This is a genomic window from Microcystis sp. M31BS1 (genome assembly GCF_020245285.1).
Taxonomy (GTDB): domain Bacteria; phylum Cyanobacteriota; class Cyanobacteriia; order Cyanobacteriales; family Microcystaceae; genus Microcystis; species Microcystis panniformis.
The window spans coordinates 1-18,800 of record NZ_JADBVE010000074.1 but is presented as its reverse complement, the minus strand read 5'-3'; the positions used below and the strand labels follow the sequence as shown (position 1 = coordinate 18,800).

18 protein-coding genes are annotated in these 18,800 nt (G+C 43.2%); 11 read left to right on the top strand and 7 right to left on the bottom strand.

From position 1 onward, the window contains the following. Positions 1 to 265, top strand: a 265-nt coding sequence (locus IM509_RS04130) for a bluetail domain-containing putative surface protein (protein ID WP_287716452.1), incomplete at its 5' end; no start/stop codon positions are given. A gap of 350 nt (positions 266 to 615) precedes the next feature. Here the strand turns inward: IM509_RS04130 and IM509_RS04125 are convergent. Both IM509_RS04125 and IM509_RS04120 read right to left on the bottom strand, forming a co-directional pair. Continuing rightward, entirely contained in the window at positions 616 to 816 is a 201-nt protein-coding gene (locus IM509_RS04125; RefSeq protein WP_002763255.1) for a type II toxin-antitoxin system VapC family toxin, read from the bottom strand. A 4-nt stretch (positions 817 to 820) separates the two neighbouring features. Then, positions 821 to 1,054: a hypothetical protein gene (locus tag IM509_RS04120; protein ID WP_002763254.1), complete on the bottom strand. Its 234-nt coding sequence runs from the start codon at positions 1,052 to 1,054 to the stop codon at positions 821 to 823. A gap of 643 nt (positions 1,055 to 1,697) precedes the next feature. On the opposite strand from IM509_RS04120, the gene ilvD reads away from it, so the two are divergent. The 6 genes from ilvD to IM509_RS04090 all read left to right on the top strand — a co-directional run bounded on the left by ilvD (position 1,698) and on the right by IM509_RS04090 (position 8,496). Continuing rightward, positions 1,698 to 3,383 (top strand): dihydroxy-acid dehydratase, encoded by a 1,686-nt coding sequence (gene ilvD, locus IM509_RS04115; RefSeq protein ID WP_185238029.1) that lies wholly within the window; start codon positions 1,698 to 1,700, stop codon positions 3,381 to 3,383. 396 nt (positions 3,384 to 3,779) lie between these two features. Next, the gene (locus tag IM509_RS04110) at positions 3,780 to 4,640 is read left to right on the top strand and encodes a tetratricopeptide repeat protein (RefSeq protein WP_072927040.1); all 861 of its coding nucleotides are present in this window, start codon (positions 3,780 to 3,782) and stop codon (positions 4,638 to 4,640) included. 227 nt (positions 4,641 to 4,867) lie between these two features. Beyond that, positions 4,868 to 5,302 (top strand): ferritin-like domain-containing protein, encoded by a 435-nt coding sequence (locus tag IM509_RS04105; protein ID WP_002731529.1) that lies wholly within the window; start codon positions 4,868 to 4,870, stop codon positions 5,300 to 5,302. 34 nt (positions 5,303 to 5,336) lie between these two features. After that, positions 5,337 to 6,257: an FTR1 family iron permease gene (locus IM509_RS04100; RefSeq protein WP_072927038.1), complete on the top strand. Its 921-nt coding sequence runs from the start codon at positions 5,337 to 5,339 to the stop codon at positions 6,255 to 6,257. 135 nt (positions 6,258 to 6,392) lie between these two features. After that, positions 6,393 to 8,006, top strand: coding sequence for an ABC transporter substrate-binding protein (locus tag IM509_RS04095; protein ID WP_185238028.1), 1,614 nt, complete (start codon positions 6,393 to 6,395; stop codon positions 8,004 to 8,006). A gap of 43 nt (positions 8,007 to 8,049) precedes the next feature. Further along, the gene (locus tag IM509_RS04090) at positions 8,050 to 8,496 is read left to right on the top strand and encodes a hypothetical protein (protein WP_052277770.1); all 447 of its coding nucleotides are present in this window, start codon (positions 8,050 to 8,052) and stop codon (positions 8,494 to 8,496) included. A 306-nt stretch (positions 8,497 to 8,802) separates the two neighbouring features. Here IM509_RS04090 and IM509_RS04085 read toward each other — a convergent pair whose 3' ends face one another. From IM509_RS04085 to btpA, 3 genes are all read right to left on the bottom strand, one after another. Next, a complete protein-coding gene (locus tag IM509_RS04085; protein WP_185238027.1) occupies positions 8,803 to 10,041 on the bottom strand; it encodes a DNA cytosine methyltransferase in 1,239 nt (412 codons plus the stop codon). Between the two features lie 115 nt (positions 10,042 to 10,156). Beyond that, positions 10,157 to 11,143, bottom strand: coding sequence for a vitamin K epoxide reductase family protein (locus IM509_RS04080; protein ID WP_185238026.1), 987 nt, complete (start codon positions 11,141 to 11,143; stop codon positions 10,157 to 10,159). Positions 11,144 to 11,327: 184 nt separating this feature from the next. Continuing rightward, the gene (gene btpA, locus IM509_RS04075) at positions 11,328 to 12,179 is read right to left on the bottom strand and encodes a photosystem I biogenesis protein BtpA (RefSeq protein WP_052277774.1); all 852 of its coding nucleotides are present in this window, start codon (positions 12,177 to 12,179) and stop codon (positions 11,328 to 11,330) included. Between the two features lie 181 nt (positions 12,180 to 12,360). Between btpA and rimO the strand changes: the two genes are divergently transcribed. From rimO to IM509_RS04055, 4 genes are all read left to right on the top strand, one after another. After that, complete coding sequence (gene rimO / locus IM509_RS04070) at positions 12,361 to 13,674, top strand: 30S ribosomal protein S12 methylthiotransferase RimO (RefSeq protein ID WP_052277775.1); 1,314 nt, start codon at positions 12,361 to 12,363, stop codon at positions 13,672 to 13,674. A gap of 41 nt (positions 13,675 to 13,715) precedes the next feature. Next, entirely contained in the window at positions 13,716 to 15,155 is a 1,440-nt protein-coding gene (locus IM509_RS04065) for a DEAD/DEAH box helicase (RefSeq protein WP_052277776.1), read from the top strand. Between the two features lie 223 nt (positions 15,156 to 15,378). Then, positions 15,379 to 15,732: a hypothetical protein gene (locus IM509_RS04060; RefSeq protein ID WP_185238025.1), complete on the top strand. Its 354-nt coding sequence runs from the start codon at positions 15,379 to 15,381 to the stop codon at positions 15,730 to 15,732. A 17-nt stretch (positions 15,733 to 15,749) separates the two neighbouring features. Then, on the top strand, positions 15,750 to 16,529 hold the full coding sequence (locus IM509_RS04055; protein WP_272079397.1) for a hypothetical protein: 780 nt from the start codon (positions 15,750 to 15,752) through the stop codon (positions 16,527 to 16,529). 79 nt (positions 16,530 to 16,608) lie between these two features. Here IM509_RS04055 and IM509_RS04050 read toward each other — a convergent pair whose 3' ends face one another. Further along, positions 16,609 to 17,265 (bottom strand): MAE_28990/MAE_18760 family HEPN-like nuclease, encoded by a 657-nt coding sequence (locus IM509_RS04050; protein WP_052277778.1) that lies wholly within the window; start codon positions 17,263 to 17,265, stop codon positions 16,609 to 16,611. Beyond that, positions 17,265 to 18,377 (bottom strand): DUF262 domain-containing protein, encoded by a 1,113-nt coding sequence (locus tag IM509_RS04045; RefSeq protein WP_052277779.1) that lies wholly within the window; start codon positions 18,375 to 18,377, stop codon positions 17,265 to 17,267. Before IM509_RS04045 ends, IM509_RS04050 begins: the two co-directional genes overlap by 1 nt. Positions 18,378 to 18,800: the final 423 nt, after the last annotated feature.

Sequence of the window (18,800 nt, the reverse complement as noted above, 5' to 3'; positions counted from 1 at the left end):
TAATAGCACTGTCACCACTTTACAGAATTTAGTCAATCAGGTATTTACTGATGCCAATGGAGCGACTACAGGTAATCAAGGATTAGGGGTTAATAGTGCCGCCTTAGTGCAGGTAACAACCGGTGCGATCGCTGGAACTTATCTCGTTATTAATGATAGCACGGCTGGCTTCCAATCCAGCAATGATTTATTAGTAAATATCACTGGATTTACTGGGACTTTACCAGCTTTAGGGAGCATTCCAGTGGGTAATTTCTTTATCTAAGTGTCTAAGCTCTCCTTCTAAGTCACCTAGAAAAAGGGTTTCTCGGAGAAACCCTTTTTCTGGACTTTAAGAAAAAAAACGTTTCGCTGACAAACTCTATAAAGAACGTAGGTTGGTTTGAAACATGAAACCCAACGCCTGCTCATGTTAAGCTTTTCACGACTACTTAGGGTCTGCTGAAAAAGTTTTTCCTGGGGGTAGGGTGTGGGGTTTTACCGGTTTTGAGGTGGCCAATTACCTAATTTTCAGGGAAAAAGTACCTGAATTTTCCCCCCAATCACTCCAAAGGTCGGCACTTTTTGAGGGAAAACAAGTCTAAAAACCCTATCCAACAAGGTTTTTAGATTTATTCAGCAAACCCTAAATAATTCTAAAACCGAAGGGATTGATGTTCTGCCTCGCTCAACAATCCAAGCCGCTTCAGCTAAAACAATAGCCGGTAAAACTAATTCACTGTTCGGGTCAGAAAGGATCGTTTTGGCATTTTTTCCCAATCGGGGATTCCCTTCTAAAAACCAAATTAAGGCGTGAGTATCCAGCACATATTTCATCGGTTTAAGACCAATCTAAGTGGTCATCTGCATCGCCCTGAAATTCGGCGAATGAAAAATCTTCTTCTGTAGATTGATAATCCCCCGTGAACATTCCAAAGCACATTAATTTGGGATATTTTTGGATTGGTTTATCTTCTAAAAATGTGATAATAACTGAACTTTCTTCTAGGTTATTGGGAGTTTCTAAAAGCTCGATCTTTCCTTGTCTATAAATGCCTTTAACTGATTGTAGCATTGACTTAGTTTCCTAATTGTTAATTAAGTTTTGGAGATAGTCTATCTAATTTTACCTTAAATATTTTCTGGAAGCATCTCAATTTTGCCAGTGAAGTGACAGCATAACCCCTTCCTATATAATAAAATGTTAAGTTTAGACTCGGCTTGAGCTATGTCTTTTAGCCTATAACAGTTTCTATCTTCTTGTCAAACCAAGGATTCTAACTATTTTTTGAGATAACTTTAAGTCTCAATATCTTCCTTGATTGTTACTATTTTTACATAACTACTCTAGGAGAGCCTTTAGGGTTTATCTGAGTTAAGTATGCTAAAATGATAACACCGCTTCATTAAAAACTGATTTGAGCCAATTGTTTTTATTACAAATATTTTACACACTTCAAGCAAGAGGGCTACGCCACTACTACCAAATCATTACCGTCCGCACCAACCACCATCGACAAAGAAGCGTCAGAAACTCGCCCCTTGGCGAAGCGGTGGGGAATAGTTCATTACTCCCACAGTTTTATATTTTCTTTAGAGATGGGCTGTCCTAAAACCTGCTCAGAGCGGCCAAAAGTCAGAAAATAGAAATAAAGGTGCGATTAGAGAACTTGAGCAGCGATCGCACACATCAGCCGCCATTGGAGAAAGATAAAGTTATGGCAGATAACTACAGAAGTCGCATTGTTACCCAAGGTACCCAACGCAGTCCGAATCGGGCCATGTTAAGAGCGGTAGGTTTTGGGGATGAGGACTTTAGCAAACCAATCATCGGCATCGCTAACGGATTTAGCACCATTACCCCCTGTAACATGGGAATTAATGATTTAGCAATGCGTGCCGAAGCAGCCACGAGATTAGCGGGGGGAATGCCGCAACTTTTCGGGACTATCACCATTAGCGACGGGATTTCCATGGGAACAGAAGGGATGAAATATTCTCTCGTTTCTAGGGAAGTAATCGCCGATTCCATTGAAACCGTCTGTAATGGTCAAAGTCTCGATGGAGTCCTCGCTATCGGGGGTTGTGACAAAAATATGCCGGGGGCAATGATTGCCATGGCCCGGATGAATATTCCCGCTATTTTCGTCTATGGTGGCACGATTAAACCGGGGCGCTACAAAGATTGCGATTTAACCGTGGTCAGTTCCTTTGAAGCCGTGGGACAGTACAGCGCCGGTAAAATCAGTGAAGAAGACCTTATCGGAATTGAACGCAACGCTTGCCCCGGGGCCGGTTCCTGTGGTGGAATGTTTACTGCTAATACCATGTCTTCCATTTTTGAAGCCATGGGGATGAGTTTACCCTACTCCTCGACCATGGCCGCCGAAGATGCGGAAAAAGCCGATAGTACCGAAGAATCGGCCAAGGTTTTGGTCGAGGCGGTTAGAAAACAGATTCTCCCTAGCCAAATTTTGACCCGTAAAGCCTTTGAAAACGCTATTTCGGTAATTATGGCGGTGGGAGGTTCCACTAACGCTGTCCTGCACCTTTTAGCCATTTCCCGCACCATCGGGGTAGAATTATCGATCGATGATTTTGAAACCATCCGCCAGCGTGTACCGGTTATCTGCGACCTTAAACCCTCCGGGCGTTACGTTACCGTGGATCTGCATAAAGCCGGCGGTATTCCCCAAGTGATGAAAATTCTCCTGGTTAATGGTTTACTACACGGGGATGCCCTCACCATTAGCGGTCAGACTATCGCCGAGATTTTAGCCGATATTCCCGACCAACCGCCCTCAGGCCAAGACGTTATCCGTCCTTTTAGCAATCCTGTCTATAAAGAGGGTCATTTAGCCATTTTAAAAGGAAATCTGGCCACAGAGGGGGCCGTGGCTAAAATTAGCGGCGTGAAAACTCCAGTCATCACCGGACCTGCGCGGGTGTTTGAGTCGGAAGAAACCTGTTTAGAGGCAATTTTAGCTGGAAAAATTCAAGCCGGGGATGTGGTGGTTGTCCGTTACGAGGGACCAGTAGGCGGACCGGGTATGCGGGAAATGTTAGCCCCCACTTCGGCAATTATCGGCGCCGGTTTAGGGGATTCCGTGGGATTAATTACCGATGGTCGTTTTTCCGGGGGAACCTATGGCATGGTGGTCGGTCACGTTGCTCCGGAAGCGGCGGTGGGTGGTACAATTGCTCTGGTAGAGGAGGGGGATCAAATCACTATTGATGCTCGTCAGCGTCTCTTGCAGTTAAATGTATCGGAGGAAGAATTAACCCGTCGTCGTAACCATTGGCAACCGCGGCCCCCACGCTATAAAACGGGAATTCTCGGCAAATTCGCCAAGTTAGTCTCCTCTAGCAGTCTCGGCGCTTTAACGGATCTGAATCTGTTCTAAAAGTATAACTAGGAATGGCGATCAATTGCGATCGCCGTTTCCGCCACTGCTCACTGAACACCCCCAGTGATAACTGGTAACTGATAACTGATAAGACTGACGGCTCTAATTAGGGTTTGCGGCAAAAAGTAGGGGCGAAGCATTCGGATAGAAAATCTACGGTTTCACCGATAGGTTATTGCCCGAATGCTTCGCCCCTACAGGACGCGGGCCGATGAAGACACAAGGTTTTGAAGCATGATTCTCTCAAAATCTGGCACCTGTTTCGCTCGTAAAGCCACAAAACCCTTACCTTGCCTACATTTCACATTTATTCAGCCAGCCCTAATTAATGCTCATTCTTAATTCTCCTGCCTCCTGACGACCGACTCCTGCCTCCGTTAAAGATTAATAACTATGAACTATCTACTCACTGTCTATCGAGCGCTCGAATGCCGTCCGGATACCTATCGGGATTGGTATGACCAAGGCAATATTTTAAAAGAAAGAATGGACTATTTTGGAGCCTTAATCAGCTACGAAAAAGCCTTAGAATATTATCCAGATGATTATTGGGCATGGTACAAAAGGGGTATGATACTAGAAGACTTGGGAATGTATGAAGAAGCGGCTGAAAGTTACGCTAACGCCGCACAGGTAAAGGCCGATAACTATTGGGCTTGGTACGATCAAGGTTGTGTTTATCTACAGGAATTAAAGGACTACGAAAAAGCGATCGCTTGTTTTCAACGGGCCCTAAGTCATAGTCCGGGGGACTATTGGGCGGCCTACCGGCAAGGGGAGGCCTATCGATTGCTGAAAAATTACGAACGCGCTATTACTTCCTACGATCTGGCCTTGGGAGCGCGACCCCGGGATTATTGGGCCTGGTATCGTCGCGGCGACGCTTTCCGGGATTGGGGCAATCCCCAAGAGGCTTTATTTAATTATCGTACCGCCCTCGATATCCGACCGCAAGATTACTGGTCCTGGTATCAACAGGGTGTGATCCTACAGGAATTACAGCGTTTAACAGAAGCGATCGCCTGTTATGAAGAATCGTTAAAAATCGATCGAGATGATCGCTATGCGTGGTATAATGCCGCCTGCTGTTATGCCGCTCTCGGTCAACAACAAAAAGCGATCAACTGTTTACGGGAAGCTCTAGACATAGAACCAGATATTTGCGGCGAATTAGCGCGTAGTAACTTTGTTTTCGATGGTTTAAGGCAAAATGAAACCTTTAATGACCTCTTGAGTTGCTATTACCCCAGCTAAAGTCTTTTTGCAGCACCTAGGGTTTGCTGAAAGGGTTTTTCGTGGGGTGTGGGATTTTAGGCATTTTCAGGGAAAAAGTGCCTAAAATGTCCCCCCGGTTGCTCCAATATCTGGCACTTTTTTAATGGCAAAAAAGCCTAAAAATATTAGCCAACAAGGTTTTTAGATTCATTTAGCCGGTTTGGATTAGCTACAATTGCAATTAGAGAAAAATTATTGAGAATCCTATGCGAGAACTAGACAGAGACAAAACCATCGAACAACTGAACGAAATCATGGAATTTGAACTAGCGGGAGTTGTCCGTTATACCCACTATTCCCTGATGGTGACAGGTCCCCATCGCATCCCCATCGTCCAATTTTTCCAGACTCAGGCCACGGAATCCCTCACCCACGCGCAACAAGTTGGGGAAATTCTCACCGGTTTAGAAGGTCATCCTAGTTTAAAAATTGCCCCCATCGAGGAAAGCTATGAACATAATATCAAAGCAATCTTGAGTGAGAGCCTCAATCATGAGAAAAAATCCCTTGATTTGTACAAAGCACTCCTAGAAACCGTCGAAGATGCCAGTATTTACCTAGAAGAATTCGCTCGCGGTATGATTGGACAAGAAGAATTACACAATCTGGAAATTCGCAAGATGCTGCGGGATTTTGCTTGAGCTAGGATCAAAGCTAGAGTTTATCGACTAGCTTATGAATCTCAGTTCCGCTTTACCCACTTTTATTATCACTCTCCGGGAAGGTTTCGAGGCCGCTTTAGTGGTGGGAATTGTCCTCGCTTGTTTACAAAAATCCGGTCGATCGCAACTTAACTCATGGGTGTATCGTGGTATTGGTGCGGGAGTAGTCGCTAGTGTTTTGGTCGGTGTTTTGCTAGGGGGAATCCTTTTGCAAGTGGATGCTTCTCCTAGTCCATTTGTACCAATGATCAAGGAATTACTGGCCGCCACTTTTGGACTAATTGCCGTTTTGATGTTGAGTTGGATGTTAATTTGGATGACTCAACAGGCCAAATCTTTGAAATCTGAGGTAGAAAATGCGGTAAAAGCGGGTTTAAAAGCGGAAAATGGGGCAGGAAAAGCGATTTTTCTGCTCGTTTTTATCGCTGTCTTGCGGGAGGGATTTGAAACTGTCCTCTTTATCCTGGCCCAATTCCAAAAAGATTGGCAGATACAAACTCTCGGCGCGATAGCGGGGTTAAGTGTCGCAACCTTGTTGGGAATTCTCCTATTTGCGGGGGGAGTAAAAATTAATATCCGTCTCTTTTTCCAAATTATGGGGACTTTCCTCCTCTTAATCGTTGCGGGATTACTCATCGGTGTTTTGAAACATATCGACGCAGGAATCAGTCTTTTAAGTGAAATTGACCCTTTTTATCGCAATTTCTGTCCTTCTCTCCCCTCCTCTTGTCTTCTCGGTTTTCAAGTTTGGGACGGTTCCCAAATTTTGAGCGATCGCACTTTCCCCGGACTCCTCCTTAAATCTCTGTTTGGTTATCGTCAAAACCTCTATATCAGTCAAATTGTTGCTTATATCCTCTTTTTACTGCTTATCGGTGGCCTCTATTTCCAAAGCTTACGACAACGTCCTCAAACAGTGATCAGTAAACAGTGATCAGTAAACAGTGAAAAGATGGCAAGAAACTTCTATTTAATACTGCTCACTTAAAAACTCACATCTGATAACTGTTAACTTACCCACTGATAACTTACCCACTGATAACTGATAACTGATAACTGATAACTGATTATGACTACTTGGCAATGTGACGGTATCCCTAAAGATGGTAAAACTTATCCGCAAGCGACTGCGGGGGGTCATGAACCCTGCGAAAATACTACTCCTGATTGTCCTATCTGTGGCCTGCCTAGGGAAGCGATGGATCCCGTAACAACGACGGTTAAAACCACGGTTGTGGTGTCTCCGGGGGGGACAACTAGAGTTGGCCAAAAATCTAACTGGTTACTTCCCTTCGCTTTGATAATTACCGCTTTAACCGCAGGTTTAGGGGGTTGGAGTCTATTGCAAATGCTGATTCCCAAACCCGATACTCCCCAAGTTGTCGGGGAAGAAACCCCAGACAAGCAAACCGAGGCAACTTTTGTGAGTGATACGGCTAAAAATCCCGATTTATTTAGCCAAGGTGAGAAAATACTGCTTAATTCCACTCCTAACAAAGAAAAAGGCGCAGCGGCCTTTAAAAAGGAAGATTGGGCAAATGCGATCGCAGCTTACCAACTAGCAGCCACTCCCCAAGCAAACGACCCGGAGGGCAAAATCTATTACAATAACGCCAAAGCTAGACAAAAAGGTAATCAAAATACTATAGCCGTCGTTGTCCCCATCGCTAACGACCCCAACAGCGCCAAGGAAATTCTCCGAGGTGTGGCCAGGTATCAAGAGGAGTTTAATAATTCTAATCCGGGTAATCCTTTGGAAATAGTCATCGCTAATGATGGTGGTGGGTTACAATCAAAAGCGATAGCCGATGATCTGATTCAATCCGGTCAAGTTTTGGCAGTTATGGGCCACGGAATCGATCCTTTTAGTCAAAAAGCGATTGAAAGTTACGAAAAAGAAGGATTAGCGATTCTCTCTCCCCTGACTACCAGTGTTAGTCAAACGGGAAAATTAACCCTGAAAACTATTCCCCTTAAGGATAAATCTCAGGAAGTTTTGGGTAGTTATCTGGAAGCAGTGGCCAAAACTTTGGCTAATTATGCTAGTAAGCAAAAGAAGTCTCCGTCAGTGGTTCTTTTTTATAATTCCGATAGTCCCTATAGTCAAAAATTAAGGGATTCCTTTGCTAAAGCAATAAAGCAACCAGGAGGCAAGATAGTTAAGGAAATAGACACAACTAAAGCCAATTTTAATGCTAAAACTGCCATAGATCAGGCAAGACAAGCCGGCGCTAAGGTGGTATTTTTGGCCTTGAGTAAAGATGGCGATCGCATTGATCAAGCCGTGGCTATTGCCCAAGAATCGTCTGGAATGCTATTATTAGGCGGAAATGAACTTTATACACCCGATATACTTATTCAAGGAGCCGATAGCATCGACGGATTAGTTTTAGCAGTACCTTGGAGTTTCCAAGCAACGGATCCTTTTGCCAAAGATGCGCTGAAAAGTTGGCGCGGTCGCGTCAGTTGGCGTACTGCTACCGCCTACGATACCATGAAAGTATTAGGAAAAGCGATCGCTAAAAGTTCTGACCGTGCTACTGTAGTCGAAACTTTAAATCGAGGAATCACCTTGCAGGGAAGCACCACGGATTTTAACATTTTTAATCAAGTTCCCCTAGTACGCGCTAATCGCGGCAATGAGGGGCCAAAGGGTTCTCAATATCAGTTCGATCCTATCTAAAATAGACAATGTGATGTCGAGGAGTAGAATCAAGTCTAATTTTATGAAGAATATCTTACCCATCCTAGCTTTATTAATGTCGGTGTCGGGAATTGCCGTGTCTTTGGGACGGGAGGAAGTCCGATGTCATCTCGGTTTAGAATCGGCAGCCTGTCCCCAGGAAGAACAAAAAACCAGGGAAGACACCCCCGCAACTACCCCCGCAACTACCCCAGAATCTCCCCGGATAGAAGAAACTCCCGCGGAAAGTACCCGTAATATCGAACCTTCCCCCGAAGTTTCCCCCTCTCCTGAAAGGGAAACCCCGGTGGAATTCACCCCCATCCCGGAAAAGAACCCCAGTCCAGAAGTACCCCCCGAAAATCCCCCCACCTCAGAAACCAAAGCGGTGGAAAAAACTCCAGATGCAGAACAAAGTCCCGATGTCAATCCATCTAAAGATGGAGAAACTGAAAGTATTCCATTAGAGGTTATTCCCCCCGGACAGTAAAATCGGACAAAATCAATTTCTGGTGGGGTAGGGTTGATTCATGAATCAACCCTACAGATCCCGGACAGTAAAATCGGACAAAATCAATTTCTGGCTGAGGATAGGAACTCATGCAAGAAGTAGTTATACTAAATCTGGTTATTAAAGACTGATTATTCATTCCCCTTTTTGCATGAGTGCATGAGTAGAAAACGGGTTTCTCGGAGAAACCCGTTTTCTGTGCGTTACTCAACGGATTTAGTATAACTACTTAATTTTTCTGCTGCTGTTGCTGATTAGGTAAAAACTATTTACTTTTAGTCAAAATTAATTAACTTCTAACCCCGGAATGCTTAACTGTTCGGTTTTTGGCTGTGTTTCCCCCAGATAATCCCCTTGCAACATATTAATTAAACAGCCACCAAGATGATAGGCCATATTAACGGGAACCGCGTTACCAATCTGTCGATATTGAGAGGTTAAATTACCGGTAAATTGCCAATCATCGGGAAAGGACTGCACTCGTGCATATTCTCTCACAGTCAAAGGACGAGTTTCTTGGGGATGACATCTTTCTGTTTGGGTTTGTGCCGGACTACAGGTAATAGTTAAAGCCGGTTCATCCCAAGATAATCTTTTAGCATATCCTGTCCGTCCGCCGTGATTTTTGAGACTATTTTTCATATATTCTTTTTGAATATCCATCGGCAAATTTCGCCAATTTCCTCCTGCGGGAACTAAGGACATAATCTCTTTTTTTCTTTCTTTATATTCTACTCCTGGAGAACTTGGACAATTCTCTAGAGCTTTTTTCAGAGAAATAGTATAGTTTTTATATTGGGGAAAAATAGGTTTAATATTTAGGTCTTGACGGGTGGCGATAATAATTAATCTTTCTCTTTTTTGGGGAACATCGAGAAATTGAGCCGATAAAACTTGATAAGCAGCATAATAACCGATTTCCTGTAAAGCTTCCAGCATTAATTGCAGGGTTTCTCCTTTTTTATTGCTTAATAATCCTCGAACATTTTCGGCCATAGCGATTTTAGGTTGCACTTCCTGTAAACAACGAGCAAATTCAAAAAATAAGCTCCCTCTCAAATCTTCTAATCCTTTTCCTAACCCAGCATAACTAAAAGGTTGGCAGGGAAAACCTCCAGCTACAATATCTATTTTGTCTCTAAAATCAGAAAATTTAAGCTTTTTTATGTCTTGATTTATAACATTCCATTGCGGTCGATTGAGTCTTAAAGTATTAACACAATCTTGGTTAATTTCCACCAGTAATTGGGTTTTTAGTCCCGCATTTTCTAAACCTAAAGCCATACCACCACAGCCAGCAAATAATTCGATAACCGTGTAATTAGTTGGCTCAACAGTTTGTAAAATTCTCAATTCTCTGGGGGATTGGTTATTTTTAAGATTGGTTAATTGCTCGAGATCAAATAACCAATCAACTTGATTGATTTTCTGACCTTTGATTAATTTTTTCTTTTGCCATGTTAGTATTTCTGCGGTAGTTACACCGAGAATATTAGCGGCTTTTTGTAGATTTACCTGAGTCATAACCAATAATTAGTAACCTATCTACCTCTCTATTATACATCAAAGTAGCTAAACTTAATAAACAACAATAAAGGCTGAACAAGGTTCAGCCTCCAGTATAAATTTTAACTCTTTCCTACTTACGTCCCGGAACTGTATATTTAAAATTCATCGGGCCGGTATAACCAGAAATCTCCGCTAATTTCTCTAATCTTTGGGTTCCCGAATATTCTTGACCCTTAATAATCCAAGTGGGGAAACCTTTAATTCCGGCATCGCGACAAGCTTGGGGATTACCATTAACCCCTTGGGGATCGCATTCGATATAAACCCTTTCTTTTTTGAGGATTTCTCCCGCTTCCTTACCAAATAACTGTTTTTGATCGTAACAGTGGGGACACCAAAAAGCCCCGTATTCTTTCGCACCAATTGCTTTTAAATGTTTAGCTAAGGCGATTTCTGCCTCTCCCGAAACCGTGGTTACTTCCCAACCGTAGGGAGGTGTAGCAGCTGTCATTGGCCGGGTAATTTCTTCTTTTCCTCCTGTCACCGTCGGGGAATTTACTCCCGCATAAACCGCTAAAGTTCCCACCAAAGTAACCATGGCCACCACAACCATCGGCAGTATAATTTGTCCTAAACCTTCCCATTCACGACCGACAATTGTGAGAATTAATAAAGTTAAAGCGAACAAAGCCGAAGTGATGCAGTAGGGACACAATTCCCTTAATTCCGTGGCTAGAATATACATTAAATAACCACTAAATACCGCCATCGCCGTCGCCCCCGCTAACAGCAATAACCAAGTATTATTTTCTAAACTTTTGCGGAGATTTTTCTGAGTTTCCCCATTAATAAATAGAGGAGTGAGGGCAAAAACCGCCATGGCAATATAGGCCAAAAAACCGAACAAACTCAAGGGCAGCCCGAACACCGTAGCGTAGGGACTATTAAGCACACCAGTACAACCAGCCCCATCACTAGCCCCGGCGGTACAGGCTGCAGCCCCTCCCGTCAGTTTGGTAATGGTTAAATAGCCGGTCAGAATCGCCCCCACGATCGAAACGCCCCCAATTAGGGGCCGGGAGTAGCGATGAATCCAAGGTACAGAACGACGACGCATAATATTATTTAGATTAAATTACAGCAGAATTCAGGAGTCAGGAGTCAGGAGTCAGGAGAGAAATCTAAATGTACTTTGTTGAAAGGAAAAATTCCCTAACCATATTGTGTTAATTAGGACGTTTTCAATTCCTAAAAACTTAGGATCGCTATCCCCTGAAACTATCCGCCATTCTAGCAAGGGGTTATGTGGACAGAGGCAAAGAAGGCAGCGAATTATCAATTTTTGCCTTTTGATCGTTGATCTGCCGGGCCGTTTCCACAAATTGCGACACCCGGATCGGATCCACTGGTTCAGTAATTTTGCCATGACGCTTGAGGGAACTAGCCACGATCACCCCATCGGCAGCCGGCAGCAACCGCCCAATATTGTCCAAATCAGCCCCGCTGCCGATAAAAACCGGTGTTCCCTTGGCCGCCGCCACTGCCAGTTCCAAATCCTCAAAACTAGGGGGGCTACCGGTGGACCAACCGGAGAGGATCACCCCGTCTGCTAGTCCCCGTTCGATCGTATCTTGCACTGCCGTAGTCAGATTAGGGGTTCCCAAGGGGCGGGCGTGTTTAACCAAAACATCCGCTAAAATTTTGACCTCAGACCCCAATTCGCGCCGATAACGCAGGAGTTCGTGGGCTTGACCCTCAATAATGCCCTGATCGGTGGCCATAACTCCCGTTAGCACATTAACTCGAATAAATTGGGCATTGACACAGGTAGCGATCGCTAAGGCACTATGGGCATCATTGCGGAGAACATTAAGACCAATCGGTAAGACCACCAGATTTTTAATGCGATCAACAATTAAAGTCATGGCACTAACCACGGCGGGATCCACCTGTTGCTTAGTAAAGGGGGCATCAAAAAAATTCTCGATAATCAAACCATCAACACCACCAGCAGCCAAAGCCGTCGCCTCCTGTTCAGCCCGCTCGATCACCGTCTTGAGACTACCACCCCAACGGGGGGAAGTGGGCAGGGGGGCGAGATGAACTACGCCAATAATCGGGTTTTTTGTCTTGAAAGTTGCAATTAAATTCACAGCGTCTACTACTCTTAGCGTCCCCAACCAGGCGCCGCTCACCCATTTTAACAGGGTGAAGGCCTACCCACGGTTCCACGGGGGGGAAATTATTTTAACTGCTAATGATTTTATCAAGTCCGGAATCCGTTAAAATGTCTTAACATTAGAGAAGTTTAGGATTTGGTTGATACTCGATCGCATGGGCAATAAGCCAACCATCGCCATCTCACACCTAGGCTGTGAGAAAAACCGGATCGACTCCGAGCATATGTTAGGACTGCTGGCCAAGGCCGGCTATCCCGTAGATAATGACGAGGAGTTGGCCGATTACGTTATCGTTAATACCTGTAGTTTCATTCAAGCAGCTAGAGAAGAATCCGTTCGCACCCTCGTGGAACTGGCGGAAGCTAATAAAAAAATTATTATCTCCGGCTGTATGGCCCAACATTTCCAAGATGAACTCCTGACGGAATTGCCGGAAGCCGTGGCCATTGTCGGCACGGGGGATTATCAGAAAATTGTCGAGATTGTCGAACGGGTAGAGACGGGAGAACGAGTCAAAGAAGTCAGCGCCGATCCCACCTTTATCGCCGACGAAAATCTGCCCCGTTATCGCACCACTACCGAAGGAGTCGCCTATCTGCGGGTGGCCGAAGGCTGCGACTATCGCTGTGCTTTCTGTATTATTCCCCACCTGCGCGGTGATCAAAGATCCCGCTCGATCGAGTCCATTGTGGCCGAAGCGCGACAATTAGCCAGCCAAGGAGTCCAAGAATTAATTCTCATTTCGCAAATAACAACCAATTATGGGTTAGACTTATATGGCGAACCCAAATTAGCGGAACTCTTGCGAGCGCTGGGAGAAGTCGATATACCTTGGATTCGCGTTCACTACGCTTATCCGACCGGGTTAACGCCAAAGGTTATCGAGGCGATCCGAGAGACCCCGAATGTTTTACCCTATCTAGACTTGCCGCTACAACATTCCCATCCCGACATCCTGCGGGCGATGAACCGTCCCTGGCAAGGACGAGTCAACGATGGCATTATCGAGCGGATCAAGCAAGCTATCCCGAACGCGGTTTTACGAACGACTTTTATCGTCGGTTTCCCCGGAGAAACCGAGGAACATTTCAGCCATCTGCTGGAATTTGTCAAGCGTCATGAGTTCGATCACGTCGGGGTGTTTACCTTCTCCGCCGAAGAAGGTACCGCCGCTTTTGACCTGCCCAATCCAGTGCCACAGGCAATTATGGACGAACGCCGCGAAAGGTTGATGTTAACTCAGCAACCAATCTCGGAGCGCAAAAATCAAGCTTATATAGGTCACACTGTCGATGTTCTCATCGAACAGGAAAACCCGGAAACAGGAGAATTAATCGGGCGCTCCGCTCGTTTTTCCCCGGAAGTGGATGGCTTGGTTTATGTGACAGGGGAGGCGATTCTAGGTGCGATCGTACAGGTCCGAATCACTGCGGCCGATACCTACGATCTCTACGGCGAAATAGTCTAATTTTTCCATTTTTCTTATTTAATTCCCACAAAACAACCCTTATGACCACTGGTTTCAACAATTTAGGTTTATCCGATAGCCGTCTTCAACACCTAGAAACGCTTGGATTCACCACCCCCACGGAAATTCAAACCAAAGCCATCCCTCTCCTTCTAGAAGGGCATGACATGGTAGGAATGTCACAAACGGGAACCGGCAAAACTGCCGCCTATTCCCTGCCTTTACTGGAACGCATGGACACCAAAAATCCTAACGTTCAAGCTTTAATCCTCACCCCCACCCGGGAATTAGCCCAACAGGTGGCCAGCGCCATCAAAGATTTCTCTGATGACCGTCGTCTCTTTATCCTGACAGTCTGTGGTGGTCAATCCATGGAACGTCAGATCCGCAGTCTGGAAAAAGGTGTCCAGATTGTGGTCGGGACTCCTGGCCGGGTAATTGATCTGCTCGATCGCAAAAAACTCCATCTCGAATCCCTAAACTGGGTAGTCCTCGATGAAGCGGACGAAATGCTCAGTATGGGTTTTATCGATGATGTTAAGAAAATTCTGCAAGCATCCCCCTCCACCCGTCAAACCGCCTGTTTCTCGGCAACTATGCCCCGGGAAATCCGCGATTTAATCGCTAATTTCTTGAAATCTCCCATTTCTGTGACGGTTTCTCAACCCCAGGCCGCTCCTGCTAAAATCGAGCAGAAAATTTATATGATCCCTCGCGGTTGGACGAAATTAAAAGTCCTGCAACCCCTGTTAGAGATCGAACCCCTAGAATCGGCGATTATTTTCGTCCGCACCAAGCAAACCGCGGCCGAATTAACCAGCAAACTGCAAGAAGCGGGGCAAACTGTGGATGAATACCACGGTAACTTAAGCCAAGTGCAACGGGAACGACTGGTGCAACGTTTCCGCGAGGGCAAAATTAAATTAGTGGTAGCTACGGATATTGCAGCCCGCGGTCTAGATGTGGAAAATCTCAGCCACGTTATTAACTATGATCTGCCGGATAATGCCGAAACCTATATTCACCGCATTGGCCGCACCGGCCGCGCTGGTAAAACGGGAACTGCTATATCTTTAGTAGAACCGATCGATCGGCGTTTATTACGTCAGATTGAACAGCGTTTGCGTCAACGTCTGGAATCTAGTCCCATTCCTAGTCGCACCGAAGTGGAAGCAAAACGCCTGGCCAAGCTGCAAAATCAGCTAAAAGAGGCTTTATCGGGGGAACGTATGGCTTCTTTCTTGCCTTTAGTGCGGGATTTAAGTGAAGAATACGATCCCCAAGCGATTGCGGCGGCTGCCCTGCAAATGATCTACGATCAAAATTGTCCCCAGTGGATGAAAACCGATTGGGAAGTTCCCGCACCGACGAGCAGTAAACCGGTGATTAATAAAACTCCCCGCAGTGGTGGTAGTAAGTACCCCTCTAAGTCGAATAACCGTCCTTCCCTGGACAAAAAAATCGTCTTTCAGGAACGTTAATTTTTAGTTCTTGAATAGATAACTTTAAGAGTTGATAGACCGTTTTGGTTCTATCAACTTTTTTTTGTCAGGTAATTTCCCAGTACGTCGTCGAAAGCATTCTACATAATTTTATAGCTAAACTTTCGATAATTGATTCTAATCAAGTATTTGGGCTTTTTTTGACATTTTTGCTGATAATTACTATATAATTGTCTTAAATGAATAAATTTGAACATTTAATATGTCGAGTTCGTCAGAACCTTATCGTGGGAGGGTACAAGCTCAAGGAGACGATATCCAGCAAGAGGGTGGATACAGTTGTTCTTGGGCAAGAAAAAATCCTGTTACTGCTAAAGAAGGATTATCATTTCTTGCTAATATTAAAGGGCAATGCAGCGAATGTCAACGAGAGGAACGGAAACAAGCGTTTAGAAAAGCTGAACGCTTTGTTACAAATGCTAGTGAGCAAGGTGGTGTCACTCCAGAGGCACAACCGCACCCATTTCAGGATTCTAAACGTAAAACTAAAAACGCCCGTGTAGATATTGAAATTCGCAGTGGTCTTACCTTTATCCCTTCGCCCCAAACAGAATGACAACGATGCTTAGAAGAGTGCAACAATTTTTAGACTCTGGCGATAGTGATAACGCTAGAGAAGAAATTGATAGAGCTTTCGGCAATCTGAGAAGGGTGGATAGTCATGTTAGAGAGTTTGCAGATCTGTTGGCACTGGGATCGATCAAAGCTTCAGAAATCGGCTTAGGGGTATTGGGACGTAAGCTTCTACAGAATGACAGCGAGATTAACAATGAGGTTGTTTGGTTATTTATTGCGTCAATTTTATCTCGCAATAGTATTCCCCCTGATAGTCCATCTAGAATCAGCCTACTTGTTCTTACCGCTTCTGTCAATAGTTGGGAATTACCAATTTTTGCGCTTCTTGCCCCTGCCCTCGACGCTTTTTTTAAAGTTAGTCTTGCGGACGGAACCCCTTTAATTGCCGAACAAACTTTTGATTTTTTGGCCACTTGGGGAAGAATTTATGCGAAAGCACCTCATGTCAAAACGCAGCTTCAAGAACTTCAATCTCTTAGTAATAATCTATTAGAGCAAGTAGATGACTCAGAGTTAAAAGCTGAATGGTCAGAGGGAATTAATATATTTTTTGAAGAAGCCAGGACAACCAAATATTCAGATAGTAATGTTTTTTCTGCTGGTGAAGAATTAATTAAAAAAATTTATAATACTCAAAGTTTACAGCGCAATACAGAAGATAAGAATTTGGCAGAGACAAAAGACAAGTTACTCCGATTAGTCACTTCGTCTCTTGCCACTATTGGAACAGTTCTTGATAGTGATGGAGTCATACTAAATCCGGTTATTAAAAACTGATTATTTATTTCCCCTTTTGTCTCTTGCATGAGTGCCTGTTCTGATATGTAGCGCATACTCAACGGATTTAGTATTAACCCTATATACTTTTGACTTTTTTATACTGTTCTGTCACGGCGGCATTTAATAGATCATCTTTAAAATTTCTGATTAATTCAATTACTAAATTATAAATACTGATGTATTCTTCATAATCGATAGTTAAATACTTGCCATGAGCAATTTTATTTCTTTGGGTGAGAAGTTGTTCATCAATAGCTTTCTGCCGAAGTTGATAATCACTATCATCAATTCCTAGAATAGTACAGATATCAGTGAAAACTTCAAAATTGAGATTAGATTTGGTGTTAATAATATTTTCGTGGGGTATAGAAGCTGTATTTTCTAGGTTATCAAGTAAATTTTTGATCATCTCTTTTTGTAACTTAAATTTATTGGTTTTTATTAACTCATTTATAGATTTTCTAGAACTAAGGGCAACGAAACAGTAATCCAGTTCATGATAATTTAATTTTTTTAAGGAAACAAACTGCAAATAACATTCTGCTGCATATTTAATAAAACCTTCCCAATGGGCATAGAGAGTGGTTATTCCGGCTCTAATTAATACATCTTGCTCAGTTCCTTTTTGTGGAGAAATTTTATTTTTTAAAATACTAAGTTCTTTAATTCGCCATGCCATATCTTCATCTAAGTTTTTCTGGAGAATTTCGATAGTTCTATTATCTTTACTCATTACTTTTTAAAATATTTTTTGCCAAATTCAATCATTTTGAGCATTCTAGTTCTAGCTCTCGATCCCGTACCGATGTTATAAATAAAGTCAGATTCTGACCACATTTCCTGAATTTTTGTTCTTAGCAGTTCAATATCTTGAGTAGAGTAATCATCAATATTTTCTCGTAATCCTGTGGTGATCGCTTCATAAGCAGAATCGAGAAATTTACCCTTAAATCTTGTTCCATCATATTTGGTAAAAGTATCTTCATTCGTCGCTTGATCAAGCAATAAAAACATTTTAGCGAATTTTTCTTGCTCTAACACACGATCAAAAGTGGTGGAATTGCATAATTCTATCAGATAGTCAGTCAAATATTCATTAACCTCTTTTTTGTTCAATGATTTTGGATCAAATGTGGGAGAAGACAGGGCAAAATATTTAAGAATTAGTTCCAAGTCGTAGCGTTCTTGTCTTAATCGCTCGGATAGGGAAATACAATTTTTAAAGTTCTCATTTTCTGCCAAGTCTTCTAACCACTTATATAGGCTTTTATCTAGCATAATCAAAAGACAATTACGCACCTCTTGATAAGATAAAAAAGAGCCACCGGTATTTAAACGATCAAAAACTTCAAACTTAGCATTTTTATCCGATTCTTTTTGGATAATCTGAACCTGTATTTTCGCTCTTTTGAAATCTATTTTTAGAGATGGGGGCAAATTATACTCTCCTTCCTCTGCACCTTCCCACATAACTCCGTTTAAGCTAGGTAATAACTTAGTACCTTGAAGCACCAGTTTTGGTTTTTTCTTAGTTTCATCGTCCTCATCTCTTAAATCGCCAACAAATTCCAAAATTGTTGAAATCCTTTGTAATCCATCCACCAATTCCCAAACACTATCTTCTTCTCTCTGATAGACAAAAATAGAGGGAATAGGAATTCCTAATAGTATCGATTCTATGAATCGGCTTTTTTGGGCTATTGTCCAACGAAAATATCTTTGAAAATCTGGATTAATTGTCATTTCTTTGTTATTATAAAGACTAATAATCTCTCCGATTGACATAGGATAGTTATCGGTACGAAATTCTTTAGTTTTTGCCTTAACTTCTTCTAATAAATTCATCTTATAGCAGTTATCTTAATGGTGAAGTACAAAGTTTTCGTTTTGGGGAGCCGGTCGTCAGGATTCGATACCAAATTAGGTTACACTTCATCTTTAGGAACAAAGCTGTAATTTTTCTATACTCAGTATAATCTCTCTATTCTACTTTTATACCATCAATGATGACTGAATGTGCCAATTCAAAAATGAAACGCGTCAACCTCAAGAGTTGACAGAAAAAGGCTCATCCCCGCAATTGGCACAAACATCAATTTTCAGGTGGCTAATCTGCAAAGACGCGATTTATCGAAAATTTGGGTTAAAACCCCGTCCTTTTAGGACGGCTTTAAGCTACAATGGAAAAAGCGATAACCAAGCTAAAAACTGAACCTTGACAACAGATAGTAGGGGGTTTTGTTCAGAAAAGAATTCAAATTCGGCCTT